This window comes from Bacteroides sp. An51A, from assembly GCF_002161565.1.
Lineage (GTDB): Bacteria > Bacteroidota > Bacteroidia > Bacteroidales > Bacteroidaceae > Phocaeicola > Phocaeicola intestinalis.
In genome coordinates, this window is the sequence record NZ_NFIC01000007.1 from 219,683 (window position 1) to 240,862 (window position 21,180).

Annotated in this window: 24 protein-coding genes; 18 read left to right on the forward strand and 6 right to left on the reverse strand. The window is 53.5% G+C overall.

Features of this window, described 5'->3' with window-relative positions:
• Nucleotides 1–71 precede the first annotated feature (71 nt).
• On the reverse strand, nucleotides 72–701 hold the full coding sequence (locus B5G04_RS14900) for a hypothetical protein (RefSeq protein ID WP_072544706.1): 630 nt from the start codon (nucleotides 699–701) through the stop codon (nucleotides 72–74).
• A gap of 55 nt (nucleotides 702–756) precedes the next feature.
• Nucleotides 757–981: a hypothetical protein gene (locus tag B5G04_RS14905; protein ID WP_087340858.1), complete on the reverse strand. Its 225-nt coding sequence runs from the start codon at nucleotides 979–981 to the stop codon at nucleotides 757–759.
• A 426-nt stretch (nucleotides 982–1,407) separates the two neighbouring features.
• Here B5G04_RS14905 and B5G04_RS14910 point away from each other — a divergent pair, with 426 nt between their 5' ends.
• Nucleotides 1,408–2,664, forward strand: coding sequence for an ATP-binding protein (locus B5G04_RS14910; protein ID WP_013616481.1), 1,257 nt, complete (start codon nucleotides 1,408–1,410; stop codon nucleotides 2,662–2,664).
• Nucleotides 2,664–3,494, forward strand: coding sequence for a phosphoribosyltransferase family protein (locus tag B5G04_RS14915; RefSeq protein WP_013616480.1), 831 nt, complete (start codon nucleotides 2,664–2,666; stop codon nucleotides 3,492–3,494). The genes B5G04_RS14910 and B5G04_RS14915 overlap by 1 nt, the downstream gene beginning before the upstream one ends.
• A gap of 3 nt (nucleotides 3,495–3,497) precedes the next feature.
• Here B5G04_RS14915 and B5G04_RS14920 read toward each other — a convergent pair whose 3' ends face one another.
• The gene (locus tag B5G04_RS14920) at nucleotides 3,498–4,172 is read right to left on the reverse strand and encodes a M23 family metallopeptidase (RefSeq protein WP_052306014.1); all 675 of its coding nucleotides are present in this window, start codon (nucleotides 4,170–4,172) and stop codon (nucleotides 3,498–3,500) included.
• 220 nt (nucleotides 4,173–4,392) lie between these two features.
• On the opposite strand from B5G04_RS14920, the gene B5G04_RS14925 reads away from it, so the two are divergent.
• The 16 genes from B5G04_RS14925 (at nucleotide 4,393) to B5G04_RS15000 (ending at nucleotide 19,985) form a co-directional block, all read left to right on the forward strand.
• The gene (locus B5G04_RS14925) at nucleotides 4,393–5,151 is read left to right on the forward strand and encodes a DUF4099 domain-containing protein (RefSeq protein ID WP_013616478.1); all 759 of its coding nucleotides are present in this window, start codon (nucleotides 4,393–4,395) and stop codon (nucleotides 5,149–5,151) included.
• 20 nt (nucleotides 5,152–5,171) lie between these two features.
• Complete coding sequence (locus tag B5G04_RS14930; RefSeq protein ID WP_072544709.1) at nucleotides 5,172–5,396, forward strand: hypothetical protein; 225 nt, start codon at nucleotides 5,172–5,174, stop codon at nucleotides 5,394–5,396.
• 30 nt (nucleotides 5,397–5,426) lie between these two features.
• On the forward strand, nucleotides 5,427–6,992 hold the full coding sequence (locus tag B5G04_RS14935; RefSeq protein ID WP_087397923.1) for a hypothetical protein: 1,566 nt from the start codon (nucleotides 5,427–5,429) through the stop codon (nucleotides 6,990–6,992).
• Nucleotides 6,993–6,996: 4 nt separating this feature from the next.
• Nucleotides 6,997–8,385, forward strand: a complete 1,389-nt coding sequence (locus B5G04_RS14940) for a toprim domain-containing protein (RefSeq protein ID WP_072544711.1) — start codon at nucleotides 6,997–6,999, stop codon at nucleotides 8,383–8,385.
• On the forward strand, nucleotides 8,382–8,879 hold the full coding sequence (locus B5G04_RS14945; RefSeq protein WP_072544712.1) for a PH domain-containing protein: 498 nt from the start codon (nucleotides 8,382–8,384) through the stop codon (nucleotides 8,877–8,879). Before B5G04_RS14940 ends, B5G04_RS14945 begins: the two co-directional genes overlap by 4 nt.
• A complete protein-coding gene (locus B5G04_RS14950) occupies nucleotides 8,860–9,555 on the forward strand; it encodes a hypothetical protein (RefSeq protein WP_087397925.1) in 696 nt (231 codons plus the stop codon). The genes B5G04_RS14945 and B5G04_RS14950 overlap by 20 nt, the downstream gene beginning before the upstream one ends.
• A gap of 28 nt (nucleotides 9,556–9,583) precedes the next feature.
• The gene (locus B5G04_RS14955) at nucleotides 9,584–10,258 is read left to right on the forward strand and encodes a hypothetical protein (protein WP_087397970.1); all 675 of its coding nucleotides are present in this window, start codon (nucleotides 9,584–9,586) and stop codon (nucleotides 10,256–10,258) included.
• Nucleotides 10,259–10,273: 15 nt separating this feature from the next.
• Nucleotides 10,274–10,942: a hypothetical protein gene (locus B5G04_RS14960; protein ID WP_072544715.1), complete on the forward strand. Its 669-nt coding sequence runs from the start codon at nucleotides 10,274–10,276 to the stop codon at nucleotides 10,940–10,942.
• 20 nt (nucleotides 10,943–10,962) lie between these two features.
• Complete coding sequence (locus tag B5G04_RS14965) at nucleotides 10,963–11,790, forward strand: M23 family metallopeptidase (protein WP_072544716.1); 828 nt, start codon at nucleotides 10,963–10,965, stop codon at nucleotides 11,788–11,790.
• A 23-nt stretch (nucleotides 11,791–11,813) separates the two neighbouring features.
• Nucleotides 11,814–12,098 (forward strand): hypothetical protein, encoded by a 285-nt coding sequence (locus B5G04_RS14970; RefSeq protein WP_087397926.1) that lies wholly within the window; start codon nucleotides 11,814–11,816, stop codon nucleotides 12,096–12,098.
• A gap of 12 nt (nucleotides 12,099–12,110) precedes the next feature.
• Nucleotides 12,111–13,907: a hypothetical protein gene (locus tag B5G04_RS14975; RefSeq protein ID WP_087397927.1), complete on the forward strand. Its 1,797-nt coding sequence runs from the start codon at nucleotides 12,111–12,113 to the stop codon at nucleotides 13,905–13,907.
• Between the two features lie 26 nt (nucleotides 13,908–13,933).
• The gene (locus B5G04_RS14980) at nucleotides 13,934–15,889 is read left to right on the forward strand and encodes an ArdC-like ssDNA-binding domain-containing protein (RefSeq protein WP_087397928.1); all 1,956 of its coding nucleotides are present in this window, start codon (nucleotides 13,934–13,936) and stop codon (nucleotides 15,887–15,889) included.
• Between the two features lie 13 nt (nucleotides 15,890–15,902).
• Entirely contained in the window at nucleotides 15,903–17,414 is a 1,512-nt protein-coding gene (locus B5G04_RS14985; protein ID WP_087397929.1) for a glucosaminidase domain-containing protein, read from the forward strand.
• 22 nt (nucleotides 17,415–17,436) lie between these two features.
• Entirely contained in the window at nucleotides 17,437–17,598 is a 162-nt protein-coding gene (locus tag B5G04_RS20155) for a hypothetical protein (protein ID WP_162612731.1), read from the forward strand.
• Between the two features lie 81 nt (nucleotides 17,599–17,679).
• Nucleotides 17,680–18,291, forward strand: coding sequence for a hypothetical protein (locus B5G04_RS14995; RefSeq protein WP_013616464.1), 612 nt, complete (start codon nucleotides 17,680–17,682; stop codon nucleotides 18,289–18,291).
• Nucleotides 18,292–18,296: 5 nt separating this feature from the next.
• Entirely contained in the window at nucleotides 18,297–19,985 is a 1,689-nt protein-coding gene (locus B5G04_RS15000; protein ID WP_087397971.1) for a zincin-like metallopeptidase domain-containing protein, read from the forward strand.
• Between the two features lie 47 nt (nucleotides 19,986–20,032).
• Here B5G04_RS15000 and B5G04_RS15005 read toward each other — a convergent pair whose 3' ends face one another.
• The 3 genes from B5G04_RS15005 to B5G04_RS15015 are packed head-to-tail and all read right to left on the reverse strand — an operon-like array spanning nucleotide 20,033 to nucleotide 20,868.
• A complete protein-coding gene (locus tag B5G04_RS15005) occupies nucleotides 20,033–20,320 on the reverse strand; it encodes a hypothetical protein (protein ID WP_087397930.1) in 288 nt (95 codons plus the stop codon).
• A 6-nt stretch (nucleotides 20,321–20,326) separates the two neighbouring features.
• The gene (locus tag B5G04_RS15010) at nucleotides 20,327–20,521 is read right to left on the reverse strand and encodes a hypothetical protein (RefSeq protein WP_087397931.1); all 195 of its coding nucleotides are present in this window, start codon (nucleotides 20,519–20,521) and stop codon (nucleotides 20,327–20,329) included.
• The gene (locus B5G04_RS15015; protein ID WP_087397932.1) at nucleotides 20,518–20,868 is read right to left on the reverse strand and encodes a hypothetical protein; all 351 of its coding nucleotides are present in this window, start codon (nucleotides 20,866–20,868) and stop codon (nucleotides 20,518–20,520) included. Before B5G04_RS15015 ends, B5G04_RS15010 begins: the two co-directional genes overlap by 4 nt.
• Nucleotides 20,869–21,180: the final 312 nt, after the last annotated feature.

The following is a 21,180-nucleotide window of genomic DNA, read 5'->3' on the forward strand; positions in this document are numbered from 1 at the left end:
CGGCAGACCGGAAAGATAAAAAGCCGTACCGGGCCATTCTGCCCGACACGGCTTAGCTTTGTTCCGACGGATTAGTCGATGTCGTACCCAATCATGAACTTGTCATTGATAAGCAAATAGTAATAACCGTTTCCACAATCCCGGTATTCCTTGCTGAAGCCAGCCTTCATGCCTCCCTCACCATCCGGTTCGCACCAAAGCGTACCGTCATAACCGCAAAAATCAAAACGACTGGTAGAGAAAGTTTTGCCATCTTTCAATGCCTTTCTGAAAAGGGCCATGCTCGTGCTGCCGCAATACTTTTCAATTCTTGCCAGACTGATGCACATTCCGTCAATTACTGTTCCTGTCGTAATATGGTTCTCATACAGGGACTTTTCCGGGTCGGCTGCGGCAATTTTCCGGAGCCAGTTGTTGGTATGTGTGGCAAGGCGTGCGAGCCGCTGGTATTTAAGGAGTAGTTTCCTGTTCCTGTCCTTTTCATTATCCTGTGAGGGGGCGTAGATTTTTTCGATGTTGTCCCAGTCTGTAAAGATGTAGCCACGCTTGCGCTTTCCCTTGGCAATGATACCGATGGCATTTTCACCACCCCGGTTGATAAATAATTTCCTACGCTCCCCGTAAATCCTGATATACAAAAACGATGGGTTCTGTTCGTTACGGAGATAGGCTTCTGCCGGATGAATATTAGTCAATTCCATATTTATAAAGTTATTTGTTTATGATTTAATGGTCATTCGTTATTAAAAACATGGGTCAGAATTTGGGGATGTAGCCAGACTTCAATAGTTCTCCATCCCTGTAAAGTTCGATACGTCCGGGTTTGAAGCCCATCTCACCGAGTGCTATATACCGGATATAGTCCCGGTATTCCTTGCCCGAAAAGTTCTTCCCGCACAGATTGTTGAAAATCATAGGGATTGCGTGTTCGCTGCAACTTGCCAGCACCGTGCAGCCGTTCTGCCTGATTTCTTCCGTCATAATCTTTCAATTTTAATGTTCAACATCAGTTTGTTTCTTTCCCTCTGCTCGCCCTATGTGCGACCGTCGGGGTTATTTTTCTGCATCGGAAAGGCGGCAAGAAGCAACCGGACAAGGCCCGGACGGGAAAATACGCTCGACAACGGAGAGGAAGATTTTCACGCCCCAGCGGTATGCCGGCATTGGCAGGATTGTGACGGCCGGATACTTTCGCAGCAAAATAAGTCCCTGAAGGTTGCAGGGCTGAATGGGTGCAACACGTGGTAAAAGAGTATAATTAGGCAAGAAGCTTTCTCAAAAAAATATTCTAACCAAAAAATGTGTCATCAATGACAGTTTTTCCGATTAGGATTTTGCCGTGCGAATGAAAACAGTTATTTTTGTAGTCGAAAAACCGGTCATAAACTGACATAAAATTCGATTAGCATGGCACATATAGAAAGGAATAAATATTTGGATGAACTTGTTTCCCTGCGACATAACGGTATGATCAAGGTCATAACGGGTATGCGCAGATGCGGCAAGTCCTATCTTCTTTTTGAGATATTCGCTTCATGGCTTGAAAATGAGGGCATTGCTTCAGACCATATCATAAAAGTGGATCTGGAAGACTATAAGAATCGGGAAATGAGAAATCCCGATAATCTGTACGCATACATGGAAAGCCGCATTGCGGATGACGCCATGTATTATCTTCTGCTTGACGAGGTACAGATGCTCGATAAGTTTGAGGATGTCCTGAATGGCTTTTTAAGGATGCGGAATGTAGATGTGTATGTAACAGGCAGTAATGCAAAGTTTCTCTCCAAGGATATAGCCACAGAGTTCAGGGGGCGTGGTTTTGAAGTGAAAATGTACCCTTTGAGTTTCGGTGAATACATGTCTGTTTATCCGGGCAGTATCCAGGCCGGCTTCAATGAATATATGCTATATGGCGGTCTTCCGCAGATATTGTCATATAATACGGAAGAACAGAAAGCGAAATTCCTGAAATCCTTGTTCGACGAGACCTATATCAAAGACATCAAAGACCGCTATGAGATACGCAAGGACGATGACCTGGAGGAACTTATCAACATCATGGCTTCCGGTATCGGAGCGTTGACAAACCCGAACAAACTGGCGAACACTTTCCGGAGCGAGAAGAAGTCAAGCATCTCTTATGATACGGTCAAAGAATATATCGATTACCTGATCGATTCGTTTTTGGTTGAAAAGTCCACCCGCTATGACATCAAAGGAAAGCGATATATCAACTCCCCTTACAAATATTACTTCATGGATTTGGGATTGCGCAACGCCCGCATCAATTTCCGTCAATCAGAAAGGAGTCATCTGATGGAGAATATGGTTTACAATGAATTACGGATACGTGGGTTCAATGTGGATGTAGGTACCGTTCCGGTTGTTGTGACTGATGAAAACGGCAGGCAGCAGCGTTCCAGCCTTGAAGTCGATTTCGTCTGCAACTTGGGAAGCAGGCGGTACTACATACAGTCGGCTTACCGAATGGAGTCTGATGAGAAGATAAAACAGGAACGGGCATCCCTACTGAAAGTGGACGATTCGTTCAAGAAAATTATTGTCATCGGTGAAGAAAGTCCTGTAACAAGAGATGAAGTAGGTATTACAACCATCAGTATTTATGATTTCCTGCTGAAGGACAATTCACTTGAATTGTAATGGAACCGAGGCTGCTCTTCCTGATACTGGTCGGCATAGCGATAGGCTTGTCCTGTCTGGCCGGGTACTGGCGGAAGAAAGCCGGGGAAGCCGCTTTTGCCGCTGCCCTGCTCGCCGATAAAGCCGAGGACCGTGACCGCCACTGCCGTCTGGCTGTGATGGCCGGACACAGGGATGCCTGCCGTATGTTCTGCTTCGCCCATCCCGATTTTTACGAGGACAGGCATCCGCTCAAGCCTTTCCGTTTCCGTGGCATAAGCGTGACGTTCTACGGCCATTATTATCCGTCACGCTACAAAAGGCTGCTTGACGAAGAACAGCGTGGGTTCTGCCGTACTCTCTATGCCTTCAAAGAGGGAGAGAACCACGGCATCGACTTCTTCAAGGCTTGTATGGCCGCCCTGCCGGTGGACACCGCTTCCTGTCATGTCATGTTCATGCCATGCAGCAACTGGATAAAATACGGCCAGCGGTTCAAGCGGCTCGACTGGTACATCACGACCCACCGGAAGGAACTCACCTCCGGACTGTATGATGTCGATGTACACAGTGAACGCGAGAGCCTGCACGAGTGCAAGGGCAGCGAACGCATCCTTGAAAGAAACTACAATATTACAGGCGACATCAAGGGAAAAAGAATCATCATCGTGGACGATGTGTTCACGAGCGGCCAGAGCCTTACCGACTACAAGGAAGAGATAGAGCGGTGCGGCGGCGAAGTGGTGGCCGCCATCTTCTACGGAAAGACCGTTACGGTTCCGCCGCTGTTCCTGATAAAGGCCCATGTATGGGGCGGACATATCGTCCGCGCCATCACGCACGAGCCATAGGTCTTATGACATTTCTGCCAATGCCGCCAGGCATTTCTCCCGTGTGGTTTTGATGTAATTGAAAATCTTAGCCGGATTCACACTCTTCCCGTTGCGCCTGCAAGTGATGTGCAGATGCTCGCCGGTGCTGCGTCCCGTGTTTCCCGTAATGCCGACCGCATCCCTCGGACGGACAACAGCCCCTTTGCCGACCAGTATCCGCGAGAGATGGCAGTAGCTGACGGTGAACTCACCGTGCCGCAACACCACATATTTTCCCGAAGCCCTGTCCTGTCCGACCTTGATCACCGTGCCCTCCATCATGGCCAGCACCTTGTCACCCCGCGCGTGCAGGTCTATGCCGTTGTGGAACTTCCTCTTTCCGGTAAATGGATCCGTCCGGTACCCGTATGGCGAATTGACCTTCATCTTACGGAGCGGATAGCACACGCTCAGATAGCGTTGCACCCATTTCTCCTTTCCGGCTTCGCCTGACGATGCCGGTGCGCTTTTTTCCTCAGACAGGCATCCTTCCATAAAAGCCTTTCCCTGCCGGTTCCCCATATCGTCGTCTTTCAGCGATACAGATTCCGATACACCTGTCGTCCTACCGGGCATGACCGTATTGAACTGTGCAAAAAGCGGTGTCGTGGTCATAATGACACCGGCAGCCAGCATCATCCATTTTTTTGTTTTCATGCTGCAAAGGTAACAAGGCGTATCCACCCTGTGCAAATATCCTAATCCATTTCTTATCAGAATATGATTATTTAACTGTTTAGAATATGATTTTTAAGCCGAAATCATATTCTAATCATAAAAATAGTATATTTCAACTACTTATTATTCCATATATTTGCCTGTCACAATAAATTCAATCTATCTTTGCAAAGTATGATTTAGAATTTGATTTTATAATATGAAGCAAGTACGATTTGATTTGACGGAACTGCCGTTTGGAACACTGTCCAAATTCGGGCTTACACAAGAAATGATAGAGGATCTCCCCATGTATGTCCTTGAGGACATTTGCCAAGGAAAGCATTCGCCTGTGCTTCCTGTCCGGGTGACCGGTGAGAACGGTGAGACTTTTGAAAGTCGCACACGCATCGCCTTTATCCGCAGGGACGACGGTCAGGCGGACGTGGTATTCTATCCGGTGCTGAAATCCTCCCCGCTGGAGAAATACAGCGAGGCGCAACAGAAACAGCTACTCGACGGCAAGGCTGTCATCGTTGACGTGGAGACCTCCGACGGACGCCACAGCAAGGCATTCGTGCAGATAGACCCGGAGACGAAGCAGGTGCTTTCCGTGCCTACCCCCATCATCGGGCGCAATCTGCAGGTGGCCGCAGAGGAACTTCACCTCGGCACGGCAGAGGTCAACAGCCTGCAACACGGAGAACCGCTGACCATTGTCGTTGATGACGAGCCTGTCACCGTGGGCATCGACCTCAATACAAGGACGGGTATCCGCTTCTGCCACGGCGATGGAGAGAAATGGCGCGAGCAGACCAGACGGGAATGGGATAAATACACCTTCGGCTGCTACGGGTGCTGGGTCATGGACGATGACGGCAACCTCAATTATGTCTCCGAAGACGACTATACTGAAGAAATGTGGAACGAACAGAAGAAAAGCGCCGAGCGCAACCGTGCCGCAGCCCTTCACAAATAACCCTTATAACCGTCACGACCATGCACAAAGAACAGTATTATCCGGAGGACATCCTTATAGAGAAGCTGGAGAGCGGCGAATACGGCTGGCTCGATTTTGTCAATCACCACTCGGCCGAATGGCAGGAAGAGTATCTTCTTTACTGCAAGGAAAACGACTTCTTAGTCGGAGACCCGTCGGCGGAAGAGTTTGTCCATTTCAAGGACAGGGAACTTGAATATGCCCTCGAAAACGGAGACGCTTAATCTATCACAGACAATCCAAATCATCAGACAATGGCGATACGAAAGAATACCAACCCACGGGCGATGGATCTGCAGCCGGAGATGCGCGACATCCTGATGCGCAACGGTATGCAGGCCCATATCGTGCCTGACGGCGCAGGCTACAGCCTGGTCGTGCAGGGGCATGACTCGCCTTTGCTTGCCTATCCCATCACGGAGCGGCAGATGCTGGCACTGACCGACTGGGGTACGAATACGGCCAACAAGAAAGCCTACAATGTGTTTACCAGCATTGTCGGCAATGACTTTTATATGCCCAAAGATTTCGTCCATGCCCGGAACGCCAACGGCCGTGTCGCGATGGGACTTCACGGATACCGCATCGGTATCGGCGAATACGGACGCACCGGGTGGAGGGGGCTGCCACCCCCGTTCCTCGGATGGACGCCCCGCCAGCAATGGGGCTTTCACCTGCGCAGGGTCGGTGGGCAGTTGTTTTATCCCGGCCCCGTTGTCGCCGAACGCTGGGACGGACGGATGAAGCCCGGAGAGCTGCAATCCGGCGGTTACGGATTCTATTATAAAGGTGACCAAAGGGAGATTGCGGCGCAACCTGCGGATGTCTTACAGAACCTGCAAAGCGTTATCACGCCGCTTGTCACCCGGGAACGGAGCAGCGAGCCGGCCAAGCCCTACAAGGAACTGGTCAGCTCGCCCGTGTACTTCTCCAACGAGAAATGGCAGGAGTGCCTGTCCTCGCACGGCCTTATCGTGGATGCGGAGCAGCGGACGCTGACCGTGCAGTCGGAGTCGGTTTCCGCCGATTTCGTCTATGACCTGACAGCGGAAGAGACGGCGGTGCTGACCTCCAACTCCATTGAAGAACATCCGGTAGAGAAACGCATCGAGCTTCTCAATAACATCATCGCAGCGGACTACCGGGACAAGGTGACGATGGAAGCCCTGGACAGCGACCGGCGCATCAGTATCGGCCTGCATCCGGAAGTGCAGGAAGACCTGGCACGGCACCAACAGCAGGAACAAACGCTTTTTGAAGAACAACCGCAACAGGGACTTGCCGAGGAACAGATGTCCGAAGGAGCCGTGATTGACGGCAGGGATCTCTACTATCTCAACGAGAACCGGGGCTGGTATAAGGAAGGACGTCATGGGCGCGAAGTGGAAGTAAGCGAGATAGCCGTCTATCCGGCAGAGGCTGAGGGCAAGTACAGGATGACCGCCGTCATCGACGGGCAGGTCGTCAGCCACGAAATCAGCCAGAAGGACTATGACAAATTCCTGGCGGTCGATGACTACCACCGCATGAAGCTCTTTTCGAAGATATTCAGCGAAGTGGACATGAAGATGCGCCCCGAAGCCCGGAAAGACCTCGGTGTGAAGATATTCGCCGCCCTGACAGCCGGAGCCGTCGTCACGACCGGTGTCGTACACGGGATAAAGCACAGTCATCATGCGCCGGAGTTCTACGGCGAACGGTTCGGCGGTCCGCCCAGACCTTATTTCAAACCGGGTGTGGACACGCCAAGGGATGTGGCGATACGCAATTTCGAGGCCGAGATGAACCGGGAGATAAGTGACTTGCGTATGGGGAGGTAGGCCTATGAACGGAAACGAATTGACATACGATGACTTTCTGCGGCGCTTGACCATACAGGACGTGCTCATTGACGCGGGCTACCGGCTGAACAGGCGGGACGGCCTGCGTTATCCGTCATACGTCCGGACAGACAGCGACGGCAGGCGTGTGCGCGGTGACAAATTCATCGTCACGGCCAACGGCCAGTGCTGTTTCCAGCCGCCCCAGCAAAAGTTGTACAACATCATCTCCTTCATCAAGGAACATCCGCAGTTCTTTGCTGAATACCGGGCGGGCATATCCGGCGACAGGCTGGTGAACCTCGTTTGCAACCGCCTGCTGAACCAGCCCATCCCCGAGAGGGAGACACGCATCATACAGCCCAGACGGGACATCAGGCCCTTCAATATAGACGACTACGACATCCACAAGTTCAACCCCCAGGACAAAGAGACACAGAAGAAATTCTACTTTTTCTTCAAACATAGGGGCATAGACCTGTACACCCAATATGCCTTTCATAGAGATTTCTGTCTGGCCACGCGGAAAAGGCCGGACGGGTCGTCCTATACCAACCTTGCATTCCCGCTCCGCCTGCCCAAAGAGCCGGAAAAGGTCGTGGGATTCGAGGAACGGGGCCGGGCAAGGATGGACGGCAGCGGCAGCTACAAAGGCAAGGCCGAAGGAAGCAATTCGAGTGCGGGTCTGTGGATTGGCAGTCCTGCCGGGACAGCCCTGGGTGATGCCACCCACATTTACTGGTTCGAGAGCGGCTATGATGCCATGTCCTACTACCAGCTATACCAGAAAGAAAACAAGGATTTGAGAAAAGCCGTGTTCGTCTCCACCGGTGGAACTCCTACCGTGGAGCAGATGCGTGGGGTAATCTCCCGTACCCGTTCCGCCCGGCAGCATATCTGTTTCGACACCGATGCGGCAGGCCGGGAATTTACCGACAATCTCAAGAAAGAGATTCACCGGATAGTCAAGTCTGGCATCGAGTCCACGCCGGAGCGAAAAGCCTATCTCGAAACCATACCTGCCGGAGGCGGTATTGACGGAGGCAATGCCGACCTGTTGCCTGACACCCTGCGGTCATGTTACGGGAAATACGAAGCCGCATGGGAAGAGGTCATGTCCATGCGCTCAAGCGGGCTGTGCCATCCGGATGACATAAAGGAACAGGAAAGCCTGATGAACAGACAATACAGGGATTTCCGGAATGGGCTGCGGGATTTTCTCGGTCTGGACGAAAAGGATGACACCCGGTTCGTGCGGGAAGAGCCGAAAGCTCCCTGCAAGGACTGGAACGACGAGCTGCTGGCAGGCATAAGACAGGAAACATCCGCCCGAGAGAACCGTCCCAGAGAAGAAGATACGGAACAGGAACGAAAAACAGGCTTCCACCGATGAGAACGACACCATCCATATCACAGCCGGAAAGTCTCGTATTGAGACCACACAAGATGCAGTTCGTCATCGACGAGCTGCCGTCCCTTGCCGTGTGCTGTGCCGGTGGCATCTACGGCGGCATGGAAGGCGTGCCATACCCGGTTGCCGGGGTTGCTGTCTTCTTTTTCCTGTCGCTTGTCCTGCTGTACCGCTTCATCTACCTGTGCAGGATACACTACCACATCGGCATCGAGCAGCTTGTCTGTGAACAGGGTGTGTTCGTCCGAAAGGTGGACTATATGGAATTGTACCGTATCGTGGACTTCCAGGAACATCAGAGCCTGATGCAGCAGCTCTGCGGACTGAAGACGGTGCGCATTTTCTCTACGGACCGGAACACGCCCCGGCTCGACCTTACAGGCATGAGACGGAAGGACGACATCGTTCCGCTCATCCGGGGACGGGTGGAATACAACAAACGAAAAAAGGGAATATATGAAATCACGAACCATTAGCATCATCCTTGCCGCCGTGCTCGCATTCCTGCTGCCGCAGCTTGCGCAGGCGCAGATAGCGGCCTCCAACCCGTTGGAATGGGTGGCTCTTGCCGAAGGGAACGAGCTGATAAACGGCCAGATTGACAAACAGATAAAGGGACAAACCCAGACGGCGGTACTGCAGAACAGCATTGCTGCGGAGTTCAACCGGATACATCAATGGGAGAAAGAATACAACAACTACCTTAAGACGGCCAGCGGCTTCGCTTCGTCACTGAAAGCCTGCACGCACCTGTACAACGACGGCGTGAGGATATTCCTCACCCTCGGCAAACTGGGCAAGGCCATCAAAAACAACCCGCAGGGCATCATCGCCAGCATAAGCATGAACAACCTCTATATCGAGACGGCCACGGAACTGGTCTCCGTGTTCACGCTGCTGAACGATGCCGTGGCGAAAGGAGGCACGGAAAACATGCTGACAGGCGCAGAACGCAGCAAGACCTTGTGGGCGTTGAACGACAAACTGTCGGCTTTCAGCCGGAAACTGCACCTGCTCTACCTGAGCATACGGTACTATACGCTGAACGACGTATGGAACAATGTGACAGCCGGGATGTTGGACCGTGATAATGGAGAGGTGGCACGGCTGGCCATGACCCGATGGCGCAGGGCAGCCGCACTCGCACATTAAAAAGGATGAAAAGATGAAGAAGCTGACGATGACATTGACCTGTATTCTACTGCTGTGTGCCGCTTCTCCGAAAGTCCGGGCACAGAACGACCCGGTACTGGCAGGCATGATCCTGCTCTATACCGACAAGGCGCAGAAAGAACTGAAAAGCCAGGAAAAGGTGATGCTATTGCAGACTACCGGTCACATTTGGACAAAGGAGGAGATAGAGGGTACCACCGACCTGCAGCGGGAGTTCAACAATTATCTGGACTCGTTCCGCTCGATTGTCTGCTATGCTGCCCAGACCTACGGCTTCTACCATGAGATAAGCCGGCTGACGGACAATTTAGGCGACTTCTCGCAGCAGCTTGCGAGACATCCGTCCAACGCCCTTGCCGTCGCCCTCTCGTCACGCCGGAACAAAATATACCGGGAACTGATACTCGGCAGCGTGGAAATCGTGAACGACATCCGTACCGCCTGCCTGTCGGACAACAAGATGACGGAGAAAGAACGGATGGAAGTTGTGTTCGGCATCCGTCCGAAACTCAAATTGATGAACAAGAAACTGCAACGCCTGACCATAGCGGTGAAATACACCACGATGGGCGACATCTGGATAGAGATTGACGGCGGTTCGCTTCCCGTTGCGGACAAGCGCGACATCGTGGAAGCCGCCCGACGCAGATGGAAGCAGAACGGAAGGAAAGTAAGACCTTAAATATATAGAACAGATATGGGATTCTGGGACGCATTATTGAAAGCAGGCGGCAAGGCCGCCAAGAACATGGGCAAGGCCGCCGCAGCCACAGGGAGGAGTGCGGGACAAGCCGTGTTGCATCCCTCGCAGACCCTGCGCGGAGCGGGTCAGGCGATGAAGACCGCCGCCATAGGCAGTGCGGCCGGTTATGTGGCGTGGGAAAAGCTGACCACGGACAAAAGCGTGGCGAGGATTGTGGGCGATACCGTCATCGGCGAATCGGCCACGAATGCCCTTGCCGGTACGACGGAGGATATACAAGAACTGAAAGGAAAGGCCGGAGAAGCAGCCGAGGCGGTGGGCGGTGCGGCGGCAAGCATCAGCTCCAGCCTGAATGGAGTGTCGAACTTCATAGGCCAGGCCACCGGAGGCGGACTTGGGAACATGATCGGCGGTTTTTTCAGCAACCTCGGACGCGGTAACGTGTCCGGGCTGAGCATAGCGGGACTTATCGCCGCCGCATTCCTGGTCTTCGGGCGCACCGGCTGGCTCGGCAAGATAGCCGGGCTGTTTCTGGGCATGATGCTCATCGGCAACAATGCCGGGCTTGTCCGCACGGAAGTTCCGGAGAGCGCACAGAGAAATTCCGCACAGGGCCTTTCCACAGAAGAGGGACAGGCGCAAGGCGGAGGCATGAGAAGATAGGACATCAAACAAATAAGAAAATGAAATATACCGAAGAAATGATACTGCACTCCGACAGCGGCTACTGCATGCCGTTCGCAGAACCTGACGGCAGGGATGTGAGCCTGTCGCTCGGCTACGGCGAGCAGAACCATCCGGAGAGCGGCGAGAAGTTTTTCCACCACGGCATCGACTTCGACGTGCGGCGTTACCTGCTGTCCGCCGTGGCCAGCGGTGTCGTGTCGGGTGTAGGCAACGACCCCACACACGGCATCTGCCAGACCATCCGCTACGGACAATATGAAGTGACATACGGACACCTGTCCAATGTGTTCGCCCAATTCGGCAGGCAAGTGAAAGCCGGGCAGACGGTAGCGATGAGCGGCGACCTGTTGCATGTCGGGGTCAAGTTCAAAGGCGAGGAAATGGATCCGCTGGAGTTCCTCGCCATGCTGTACGGCAACATCAAGGCCATGCAGGAAGCGGGCGGCGACAGTGCTGACGGCTTCTACGATGGCGCACCGGAAACCGACTATGAACGGGACAGGGAGGAAATAGAACGGCTGATGTTCCGTTTCCTGCCGCTCTACATGGATGACCTTCGGCTGGGAAGATACACGGTGCCGGAACATACGGAGCAATCGCTTCGCAACATCTTCACGACCGGTGCGATGAAAGCATATTTTTATGAGCGGATGCCGAGCATGGCAAACCCGCTCGGTCTGGGACAGAAAGCGTTGCCTCTGGTGTGCAAGGTACAGAACCTGCTGATAGCGGACTTCCTGAACTACCTCGCCCTGCGGCATGAGGTGTACCTTTCGACAATGGGCGGCGGGAACTTAAAAAAAAACTTCGTGCCGAAGCAGTAGCCTCCAGCGGCATCATCGACCCGCTGGCGGAACTGGACATCGACATCCAGAGTTTCGACATACCGAGGGCGGTCACCGTCTATCCCGACCGTGCCGGCATCCGGTGGTGGACCAAAGCCTGGTTCAACAACCGGGAGGAAGGCGAGGCATCGGTGGAAATCGAGCGGACACAGGCCGTGGACTTCATCCACGACCGCATCAGAAAGGACGCATGGCTCGAAGCGTTCTTCCCCAAGCAGATGGAGGTGTACCGCAACGCCATCGAACAGACAAAGGAACAGTTACTGAAACAGGTGAACTTGATATGATATGACAACATAATGGAAGGAATAAAACATAGCAGACAGTTTGCGGAGACGGAATCCCTTATGGACAACTATTTCGTCTGCCACATAGTTCCCGTCATGAAACAGACGCAGGCGTACCTGAACGAGAAACAGGGCGAGGAGATGAAGGAATACTCCACCTCCATCGGCGGCATACTCAGCATGATGGCGACGGCGGGTCAGCCGCTCGGCGACCCTTACCAGACCCTCAAGGTCACGGGAGAATGGAACTCGAAAACCACCGAGGACTACATCGCGATGTGCCGGGAGAAAATCGTCTCGTCCGACGAGATGCAGCATGACCTTGCCTGTATCGCCGGACAATGGCGTCATGCCGTCGTGCAGGAAATCGGCAGGGAGCGGTACGACGAACTGTCGAAGGAACTGGGCTGTGACCTTGCCTATGCCTATGTGGACTACCGCGTGGAGCAGCTGATGGTAGACAGGCTGGTCAAGGAACGGATGCCCAAATCGTCCGCAGAATACATCATCCGCAAGGCGGCGGAGTCGAGCCTGCTGGGACTGCCGCAGGTGTTGGGTCGATCGCCGCTTGCCGAAGAGATAGAAGCCCGAGGAGAGGCAGCCTACCGTCCGGGCAAGGTAGAGAAAGGTGCAGCCTGGGCATTGGGGGTTTCTGTGGACACTCTCATGCTGGGCGGCGCTGGGTCGTGGACGACATTCGCCAAGTTCATTGGAGCGGATGCCGCCGTTTCCGCCGTTGCCGGACATCTCGATAAGGACAAGCCGGAAGGCCCTACGGTGGAAACGTGCATCAGCAAGGGCGTGTTCGGCATTGACGGCAATGTTTTCACCACGTTCCGGAAGGAAGCCGCAGCCATTTCTCCCCAAGAAAACGTCACCCTTGCCGCTGCAAACAATGTGCTGCGCAAGAAAATACCTGTATGCGAATTTGACTTCACGAAATGGATGCAAGTGGGAAACACACAGTGGTGGCCCGATTTCGGGGCAACAGAACATGACCGGAAGGAAAAATACAAGGATGTTCCGTTGATTGTAGCTCCCGGCCAGGAAGAAGCCTACCTGCGGGATCTGGAAAGGCAGAAAGCGGAGGACAAGAACGGGCAGGCTGTAGTGCAAGAGGAGCAGAGGGAAGAAAACAGGACAGAATCACAAACCCAAATTCACGGCGACGAAGAAACTGCGACTGTCGGGCAGGAGAATCCATCTGCATCAGCCATCCAAAGCAACGAAAACGGCTGGAACGGGCTGTTACGGTCAGTGGGACTGGACGGGCTGGGTGAAATCACCGGCAACCTCGGTTACATCATGGCCATGCTTCCGGACATCCTGTTGGGAGCATTCACGGGAAAGACACAATCCTTGCGACTGAAAGACAACCTGCTGCCGATGGCAAGCATCGTGGCGGGCCTGTTTGTCCGTAATCCGCTGTTGAAGATGCTCCTTATCGGCCTGGGCGGAGCAAACCTGCTGAACAAAGCCGGACATGAGGCATTGGAACGCAAGCAGTCGGAAGGGCTGACCGCCGGAAACAGGGAAACCGAATACAAGCGTTATCCTGACGAGCCGCTCAATCCCCGCATCGTCAATCCGGTGCTGCAAGGCTGTACGCTGGTGGCCACGATAGACCATGTGCCGTGCACCGTCCAGCTCAGTCCGGTGGTGGCCGATGCCTACAGGAAAGGTGCCCTGCCGCTGAACACGCTGGCCAACGCCGTGCTTGCCCAAAGTGACCGGATGAATCAGATGGCTTCCCAGAATTACGACAACAACCGTCCTGAAACCATCGTTCGGACGCGGGGCATCCAATAACCGACCATTAAAACAGCATACGGAGTATGAAAGAAAAATCACCCATAGAGAAAAATGCAGAGAGGAAGCAGATAGACTTGCTTTCCGAAGCCTTGAACGGAGCCTCGAACGCAAACGGGTATTGGCTGAACGCATCCGGCAAAGGCTATCCCAAGTTCCATCCGCGCGGCGTGTCCGTCAGTCCGTTCAATGCCCTTTTCATGGCTTTGCACTCGGACAAGAACGGCTGCGGGTCAAATCTTTTCATTCACTATAATGAAGCCAAAGCGATGGGTATGTCCGTCCGGGAGCATGAGCGGGGCGTGCCTTTCCTTTTCTACAACTGGAACAGATATGTCAACCGGAACAATCCGGAAGAGATCATCAGCCGCACAGCCTATCTCGGACTGGACGAACAGGACAGGAAACATTACAAAGGCGTGCATAACCGGGAAGTGCGCACCCTCTTCAACATAGACCAGACCACCCTGCAGGATGTGGACAGACCATCCTATGAAGCCGCACTGAGGCAATACGGCGGTGTGGCGGAAAGGGGCTATACGGAAGCGGACAACCGGAAGCTGCATATCCGCTTCAATGATTTTCTGCTGAAGATGAAAGACAGCCTTGTCCCCGTCCGTTACGACGGCAGCGGAATGCCCCATTACGAAACGGACAAGGATGCCGTCTATATGCCCCGGCAGCGGAATTTCGACCACTATCACGATTATATACAGGAAACCCTTCGGCAGATTGTCAGCGCCACCGGTCACCAGCAGCGTCTGGCACGTGAAGGCATGGTGATGAAAAACGGCATGGCACCCTCGGAGGACGCATTGAAACAGGAACGGCTGATTGTGGAAGTGGCTTCCGGCATCAAGATGCTGGAACTCGGCCTGCCGGCAAGACTGTCGGAAGAGAGTCTGAAGACGGTGGAATACTGGAACAGGGAACTTCAGGAGAATCCGCTCATGATGGCCGCCATCGAAAGCGACGTGAATAACGCCCTTGAAGTGATACGCAAGGCGGAACGCGGCGAGAAGATTGAATACGCCACCATCCGCAACCGGAGACAGACATCAGACATGAGGGCGGAACTTCCGAAACACCATGCCATAGCGGACGAAATAGCCCGACATCCGGACAAGGACAAGAAAACCATCATTGTGGTCAGGGACAACGCCGCGAAAACGGCGGATGTGGTTCTGCCGGCCGGTGCTTCGACGGAAGTGGACAACGAGGTGCCGGGAATGAACAAGAGCCGCATCGAAAGAGCCTTGCGTAAAGAGGGCTTCGAGCAGATACGGTTTTTCAATCCGGACGGGGCATTGGGATTCAGGCCCGACGACAGCTATTTCTCCGGCAAGGAGGTATCTCTGGCCCGGCTGAAAAACTGGGAGATACAGGAACTGTCCACGTTGGATGTAGCTCCTGCGGTGAAGCAGGCCTGCGAGGTAAGTTTCGACCGGGTGCAGATGATACAGGACGACAAGAACCGCTGGGCACTCTACATCAAGCCGGAGAACGAGAACGGTTACAGCGTCTATCCGGACAAGGAGGACGTGAACCGTTTTTTCTCCACCCTCAAACAGGCGATGAACAACATTGACAAAGTGCGCATGGAACTGGCACACAAGTATTACGCCCTTGCGGAAACAAAACCCGACCTGAAGGTTGACCTGTTCAGTTGCGGGGAGAAGGATATAGACATGAGCCGGATCCAGCGCGTCAGTGTGTTCAAGACGAAGCAGGACGGCATCCTGTGCGCGGCGACCATCGACGGGCGAAGGCCGGAACCGAGAAGCGTCACGCAACAGCAATGGCAGCGGATGTGGCTTGCCGAGGACAGGGACGATTACAAGCTGAACCTGGCGGCCGCTCTCTTTGCCGATGTGCTGCGCAAAGGACAGGCACGGGACAATTCCGTGGAAACAGCGGCATCAGCCGAAAGGAAGCCGGAACAGAGTGAACAGGAAGAACAGAAAACAGGAATGAAACGATGAAGATTTATAAGAAATGAGCAAAAATCAAGAATACGCAGAGAAATATGCCGGATATGCGATGGAACAGATGCGGCGGTACGGGATTCCCGCCTCCGTGACGCTGGCACAAGGCATACTGGAAAGCAGCAACGGCCAGAGCCAACTGGCACAGAACGAGAACAACCATTTCGGCATCAAGGCCACGCCGTCATGGATTGACGAAGGCGGACGGTACGCCCTGTATTCGGATGACAGACCGGACGAGAAGTTCTGCAGCTATGACTCCGTGGGCGACTCCTACGAGCACCACTCCCGTTTCCTGAAAGAAAACAGCCGCTATGCCACCTGCTTCAATCTGTCGCCAGACGACTACAAGGGGTGGACGGAAGGCATCGCCCGGGCCGGATATGCCACGGGAAGCGGCTATGCCGCCAACCTGCAGAAAATCATCGAGCAGAACGGCCTTGACAGATATGACCGTCAGGTCATGCAGGAGATGGCGGCACAGGGACGGCATTTCGGCGTGGAGGAAAACCCTTTGGGAGAATCTGAAAGCACGGCCTATTCCTTTCCGGTCGAAAGGAAGGATTTCCTTTTTGTCACCACCCCGTTCGGTGTGGACGGCCGCATGGCCAACGGTGGCGAGAAAGTCCACAAAGGCATGGATATCCGGTGTGACGGGGATGCTGTCCTCGCCACGGAAAACGGAGGCAAGGTCGTCTCCGTGAAAGGAAGCGGTAGCGGGCAGTCCGTGACCGTGGAATACAGCCGGAAAGACGGCAGCAAGGTGCAGTGTACCTATATGCACCTCGGCGAAGTCTCCGTCAAGGCCGGGGATACTGTCAAGTCCGGGCAGCAGCTCGGAAAGACGGGCGGCGAACATCTGCATTTCGGGGTAAAAAACATCTATGCGGACGGCACGCAGCGGGACATCGACCCGGCGGCGTACCTCGCAGAGATCGCCCAGAAAGGCAGCATCCGGCAGCAGGTGCTGCACAACGGCAACGACTTGCTCGCCAGATACAGGAGTACGGAAAGCACCAGGGACGGAAAACCGCTCACCACCGAAGGATGGATGAAAAAGCTGCTCTCCTCGGAGGACAGCGGCGTGGGCCTGTCCGGATGCAGCGATCCTGTCGTGGAGATGGCCATGACCGCCTTCACCTCCCTGATGCTGCTGGCCGTGCAGATTGACAACAAGGAGGAAGAAAGGCAGAAAGCGGAAGTGTCCGCTGCGATGGACAGCGGGAGAATCGACCTCAAATCCCTGTTGCCGGGTATGAAAAGCTGCACCCTGACCATCAACGAAAACGGCAAGGCCGTGCTTCATGCCGACAACGGAAACATGCAGATGTCGAGGGAGCTTTCCTCTGCCGAACTCAGCCGCCTGTCGGCCACGCTGAACAACCGTTCTCTCTCCGAAGAGACCAGGCGTATGCGCGTGAGCGGACTGCTCAACACGGTCATCCTCTCCGAGACGGCTTCCCGCAACTTCGAGATGGGAATGGAACAACTGCAGGGACAGACAGAAGGACTGAAAAGATAGCAATGAAAATATGAAAAGCGTGATGATGCAATTATGTGTTTATGTACTCGGATTGTCCTCGTGCGTGCTGCATACCGTCATGTACCTTAAGCTGTTCGGATGGGTGGCGGCGCTTGTCATCATCGGGATACAGGTGCTGCTTGCCGCATGGATAATCTACATCCGTATCAGGGCGCCCGATTAGCAAAGGGAATTTCCGGTTCAACTTCAACAAGGCCGTTTCCGCTTTCCGGTGGAAATGTCACACATCAAAAAAAGACAAGCGATGATAAAATGCAATGTTACCCTATGCGGCACGATCAGCCGCGACGCCTCCGTCCGCACAGGCAAGGACGGCAAGGAGTTCGTAAGTTTTCCTCTCCAGGTCTCCATCCCCGGAAAGAACGGGAATGACGGGAACATGGAAGTCAGTGTCAGCAAAGACGGAGGACAGGACACCGTCCATGAATACCGGTACGGCTCCCGTGCCAAGGTCACGGGCACCCTTTTGCTGAAACGCAGGGGCGAGAAGCTCTATTTCAACCTGTCGGCAGATTCCGTGGATCTTTCCGATGCCGGGAACACGGATTCCGTCAAGGGGCAGATGGTCTTCCGTGGAAAGACCGGCAAGCACATAGAGGAACGCAAGGACAAGACCGGCAAGCCGTACCTGATGTTCTCCGCGTTCAGCACGGAGAAGGTCAATGACGGGTTCGAGTACCAATGGGTGCGCTTCTTCTGTTTCGGCAAGGAAAAGGAGGAGTGGCTGCAGCCGGGTGTCAAGGTGGACGCGAAAGGAGAAATGTCCCTCTCCCTATACGACGGCAAGCCGGACATCTCCTGCCGTGTGGAAGAACTCAACCAGTATGTGCCGGAGGCCGGCAACGATAACAGATGACGGATATGGCCGGTTACAGACGACAGAACGCGGACGGGCCGAACAGCGAGGAAAAGGCTCTCGACCTGTTCGCCGAGATGATGATTGAAAAGATAGAAAGCATCAATGAGGACTGGCGCAAGCCCTGGTTCACGGAAGGCGCATTGCAGTGGCCGCGCAACCTGTCCGGACGCGAATACAACGGCATGAACGCCTTCATGCTGATGCTGCACTGCGAGAAAGAGGGATACAAGATACCCCGCTTCTGTACCTTCGACTGCGTGCAGCGGATGAACAAGCCGGGAAAGGACGGACAGGAACTGCCGAGGGTCTCCGTGCTGCGCGGCGAGAAATCCTTCCCGGTGATGCTCACCACTTTCACCTGCATACACAAGGAGACGAAGGAGAAAATCAAGTATGACGACTACAAGAATCTCTCCGAGGATGAGAAGAAGGAGTACAATGTCTATCCGAGGATGCAGGTTTTCAGGGTGTTCAACGTACAGCAGACCAACCTGCGGGAAGCGCGTCCGGAATTGTGGGAAAAGCTGGAAAAGGAAAACGGCCGTCCTGAAGTCAAAGCAGGCGAACAGTTCGACTTCGAGCCGGTGGACCGGATGATAAGCGAGAACCTGTGGATCTGTCCCATACGGCCCATGCATCAGGATAGTGCGTACTATTCCATTACGAAGAATGAAATCGTAGTGCCGGAAAAGAGGCAGTTCAAGGACGGGGAAGCGTTCTACGGCACCCTGTTCCACGAGATGACCCATTCCACCGGTGCGAAAGGCGTGCTCGACCGCCTCGAACCGACAGCCTTCGGTTCAAAGGAATATGCCAGGGAGGAACTGGTGGCCGAACTCGGCAGCGCATTGGTCTCACAGCGTTACGGCATGACCAAACACATCAAGGAAGACTGCTGCGCCTACCTCAAATCATGGCTCGACTCATTGAAAGAGTCCCCGCAGTTCATCAAGACAACCCTGATGGATGTAAAAAAGGCATCCTCTATAATCACGCAGAAGGTGGACAGGATTGCAAAGGGACTGGACGAAGACAATACGGAACGGATAGCAAACGGGACCTCTCCAAAGGGAAAGACATTCTATGCGTCCGTGGCTTACCTGCAAACCACCGATGACAGGAGCCAACTTGACGAACTGAGGGAAAAAGGAGACTACGAAGGACTGCTGGCCTGCGCCAAGGAATATTATGACGGGAACGGCATGGATGAACAATACACCTACCAGACTCCCTTGCAGCACAGGGGCGATGACCTGCTTGTCGAGGATAAGGATTTTGCCGTGGTGTATAACGGGAGCGTGGGCGGCACCTATGAGGTGATGCTGAAATACTCGGAGCAGGAGGTACGCGACCACATCAACCGCTACGGCATTGACCGTGCGAGCGTGGATGTGAAAGAGCTTGCCAAGGATATGGTCGTTGAACAGTTTGCCAAACTGACGCATCAGAGAATGCCGGTATTCGAAATGCCGAACGGGGATATTCTGTATGCAGCGTACAACAGGGAGAAGGATGCGCTCGATGTGGGAGGTGTATGCAATGCGGGTCTTGCCGTGCGGCACAGCTTCCCATACGACTACAATTCGACGCTCGATGCCAACCTGCAGGCCGTAAACGAGAAGCTGAACGAACTCGACGAATACAGGGAGGAGCTACAAGAGGCGGAATATGGCGGCGGAATGCGGCGATAGACAAAAAGGAACACGGGGCCGGTGTGGATGCCAGCCCCGTGTCTTTGTCAGCTTTGTTGAAAATACTCCTGCCAATTTTCTTCATCAACAGTCAGTCTGCCCTTTTCCCAATCGTATTCTACTTCCGGCATATTAGCATAAGGGAAATACACGGTATAGCCTATCTGACCGTAAGAACTGTGCAAGGGTATAACACAAATCTCGTGGCCATAATAAGGCTGCGGCGTACAGTATTTCCGCCAGTCGAAACGGCCTGCCGCAATATTGCAGCAAAGTAACTTCAGAGCCATTATACCTTTCCAACCTTGAAAGTCTTTCTTGCAATTTCTTTCCATAATAATCTAATGAGCCAAGTTATAATAAATTTCGGGTTCGCTTGATACATTGTAAATCCACCTGCCGCACCGCACCAGAAGTGCATTCTTACCGTAGTACAGCCTTTTCATTCCGGCAATGCTACCGGACTTGTGGAAATTAGGGAAACGGCTGATGCCTATTCTTTCACCATCCCGCCTGTAAAGTGTCTTTGTTCTCATGTCAATGCTGTTTTTAATGAGTTATAAAAATCCGTGAAAAGTTTTTTCGCCTCTTCCATCTCATCCACAATGTCCTTGATATGGTAAGGTGCGCCACACTTTCCGTGCCCGTCATAGCCAATCCACCGGTAGGCTTCATAGTCGGGGTCAAAGTCCTCGCAATTCCGCTCCACCTCCCCAAGAAACCCGTCAAAGTTGTTTCCTGTCAGTTCGGCGCAAAATCCGTAATCCAGCCCGTGCTTTGTGTAATAGCGGAAATCGAATACTACAGTGTCTTCTTCCTCGTCTGTGCTTACTGTCCAGCCGAAATCGAAGGCGATGCTTTTGATTAGTTCTACTGTTGTCATAGCTTTGTTTTTTATTTTCCCTTTGTTCCGAGTCTTCCGACCCGCCGCAGGGATTGTTTTTATGTGCGGTTTCCACGGCGAAGACAAGGATGGCAGGCAAGGAATCAGCGGTGAAATTTTATGAAAAGCCGCTATCTGTGATTACGGAAAGTTTCCGTCAAATTTTATCCTGATAGGCAATGCGGTCCTTGACCGGCTATCCGTTCGCCGTACCTTTGCCGCATAAAAACAGCCTGTGGGGGTGTTGGCGGTACATGGAAATGAGCTTTATCCATTATTAAAAGGAGGGAGCCCATGACCTATGGGCATGTT

Bases quoted from the DNA above. Each gene is read 5' to 3' on its own strand.
- B5G04_RS20155 (WP_162612731.1), top strand. From the start codon at position 17,437: ATGATGCAATTATGTGTTTATGTACTCGGATTGTCCTCGTGCGTGCTG.
- B5G04_RS14910 (WP_013616481.1), top strand. From the start codon at position 1,408: ATGGCACATATAGAAAGGAATAAATATTTGGATGAACTTGTTTCCCTG.
- B5G04_RS14935 (WP_087397923.1), top strand. From the start codon at position 5,427: ATGGCGATACGAAAGAATACCAACCCACGGGCGATGGATCTGCAGCCG.
- B5G04_RS14995 (WP_013616464.1), top strand. From the start codon at position 17,680: ATGATAAAATGCAATGTTACCCTATGCGGCACGATCAGCCGCGACGCC.
- B5G04_RS14915 (WP_013616480.1), top strand. From the start codon at position 2,664: ATGGAACCGAGGCTGCTCTTCCTGATACTGGTCGGCATAGCGATAGGC.
- B5G04_RS14905 (WP_087340858.1), bottom strand. From the start codon at position 981: ATGACGGAAGAAATCAGGCAGAACGGCTGCACGGTGCTGGCAAGTTGC.
- B5G04_RS14930 (WP_072544709.1), top strand. From the start codon at position 5,172: ATGCACAAAGAACAGTATTATCCGGAGGACATCCTTATAGAGAAGCTG.
- B5G04_RS15015 (WP_087397932.1), bottom strand. From the start codon at position 20,868: ATGACAACAGTAGAACTAATCAAAAGCATCGCCTTCGATTTCGGCTGG.
- B5G04_RS14985 (WP_087397929.1), top strand. From the start codon at position 15,903: ATGAGCAAAAATCAAGAATACGCAGAGAAATATGCCGGATATGCGATG.
- B5G04_RS14975 (WP_087397927.1), top strand. From the start codon at position 12,111: ATGGAAGGAATAAAACATAGCAGACAGTTTGCGGAGACGGAATCCCTT.
- B5G04_RS14920 (WP_052306014.1), bottom strand. From the start codon at position 4,172: ATGAAAACAAAAAAATGGATGATGCTGGCTGCCGGTGTCATTATGACC.
- B5G04_RS14980 (WP_087397928.1), top strand. From the start codon at position 13,934: ATGAAAGAAAAATCACCCATAGAGAAAAATGCAGAGAGGAAGCAGATA.
- B5G04_RS14940 (WP_072544711.1), top strand. From the start codon at position 6,997: ATGAACGGAAACGAATTGACATACGATGACTTTCTGCGGCGCTTGACC.
- B5G04_RS15010 (WP_087397931.1), bottom strand. From the start codon at position 20,521: ATGAGAACAAAGACACTTTACAGGCGGGATGGTGAAAGAATAGGCATC.
- B5G04_RS14965 (WP_072544716.1), top strand. From the start codon at position 10,963: ATGAAATATACCGAAGAAATGATACTGCACTCCGACAGCGGCTACTGC.
- B5G04_RS14960 (WP_072544715.1), top strand. From the start codon at position 10,274: ATGGGATTCTGGGACGCATTATTGAAAGCAGGCGGCAAGGCCGCCAAG.
- B5G04_RS14955 (WP_087397970.1), top strand. From the start codon at position 9,584: ATGACATTGACCTGTATTCTACTGCTGTGTGCCGCTTCTCCGAAAGTC.
- B5G04_RS14900 (WP_072544706.1), bottom strand. From the start codon at position 701: ATGGAATTGACTAATATTCATCCGGCAGAAGCCTATCTCCGTAACGAA.
- B5G04_RS14950 (WP_087397925.1), top strand. From the start codon at position 8,860: ATGAAATCACGAACCATTAGCATCATCCTTGCCGCCGTGCTCGCATTC.
- B5G04_RS14945 (WP_072544712.1), top strand. From the start codon at position 8,382: ATGAGAACGACACCATCCATATCACAGCCGGAAAGTCTCGTATTGAGA.
- B5G04_RS14925 (WP_013616478.1), top strand. From the start codon at position 4,393: ATGAAGCAAGTACGATTTGATTTGACGGAACTGCCGTTTGGAACACTG.
- B5G04_RS15000 (WP_087397971.1), top strand. From the start codon at position 18,297: ATGGCCGGTTACAGACGACAGAACGCGGACGGGCCGAACAGCGAGGAA.
- B5G04_RS15005 (WP_087397930.1), bottom strand. From the start codon at position 20,320: ATGGAAAGAAATTGCAAGAAAGACTTTCAAGGTTGGAAAGGTATAATG.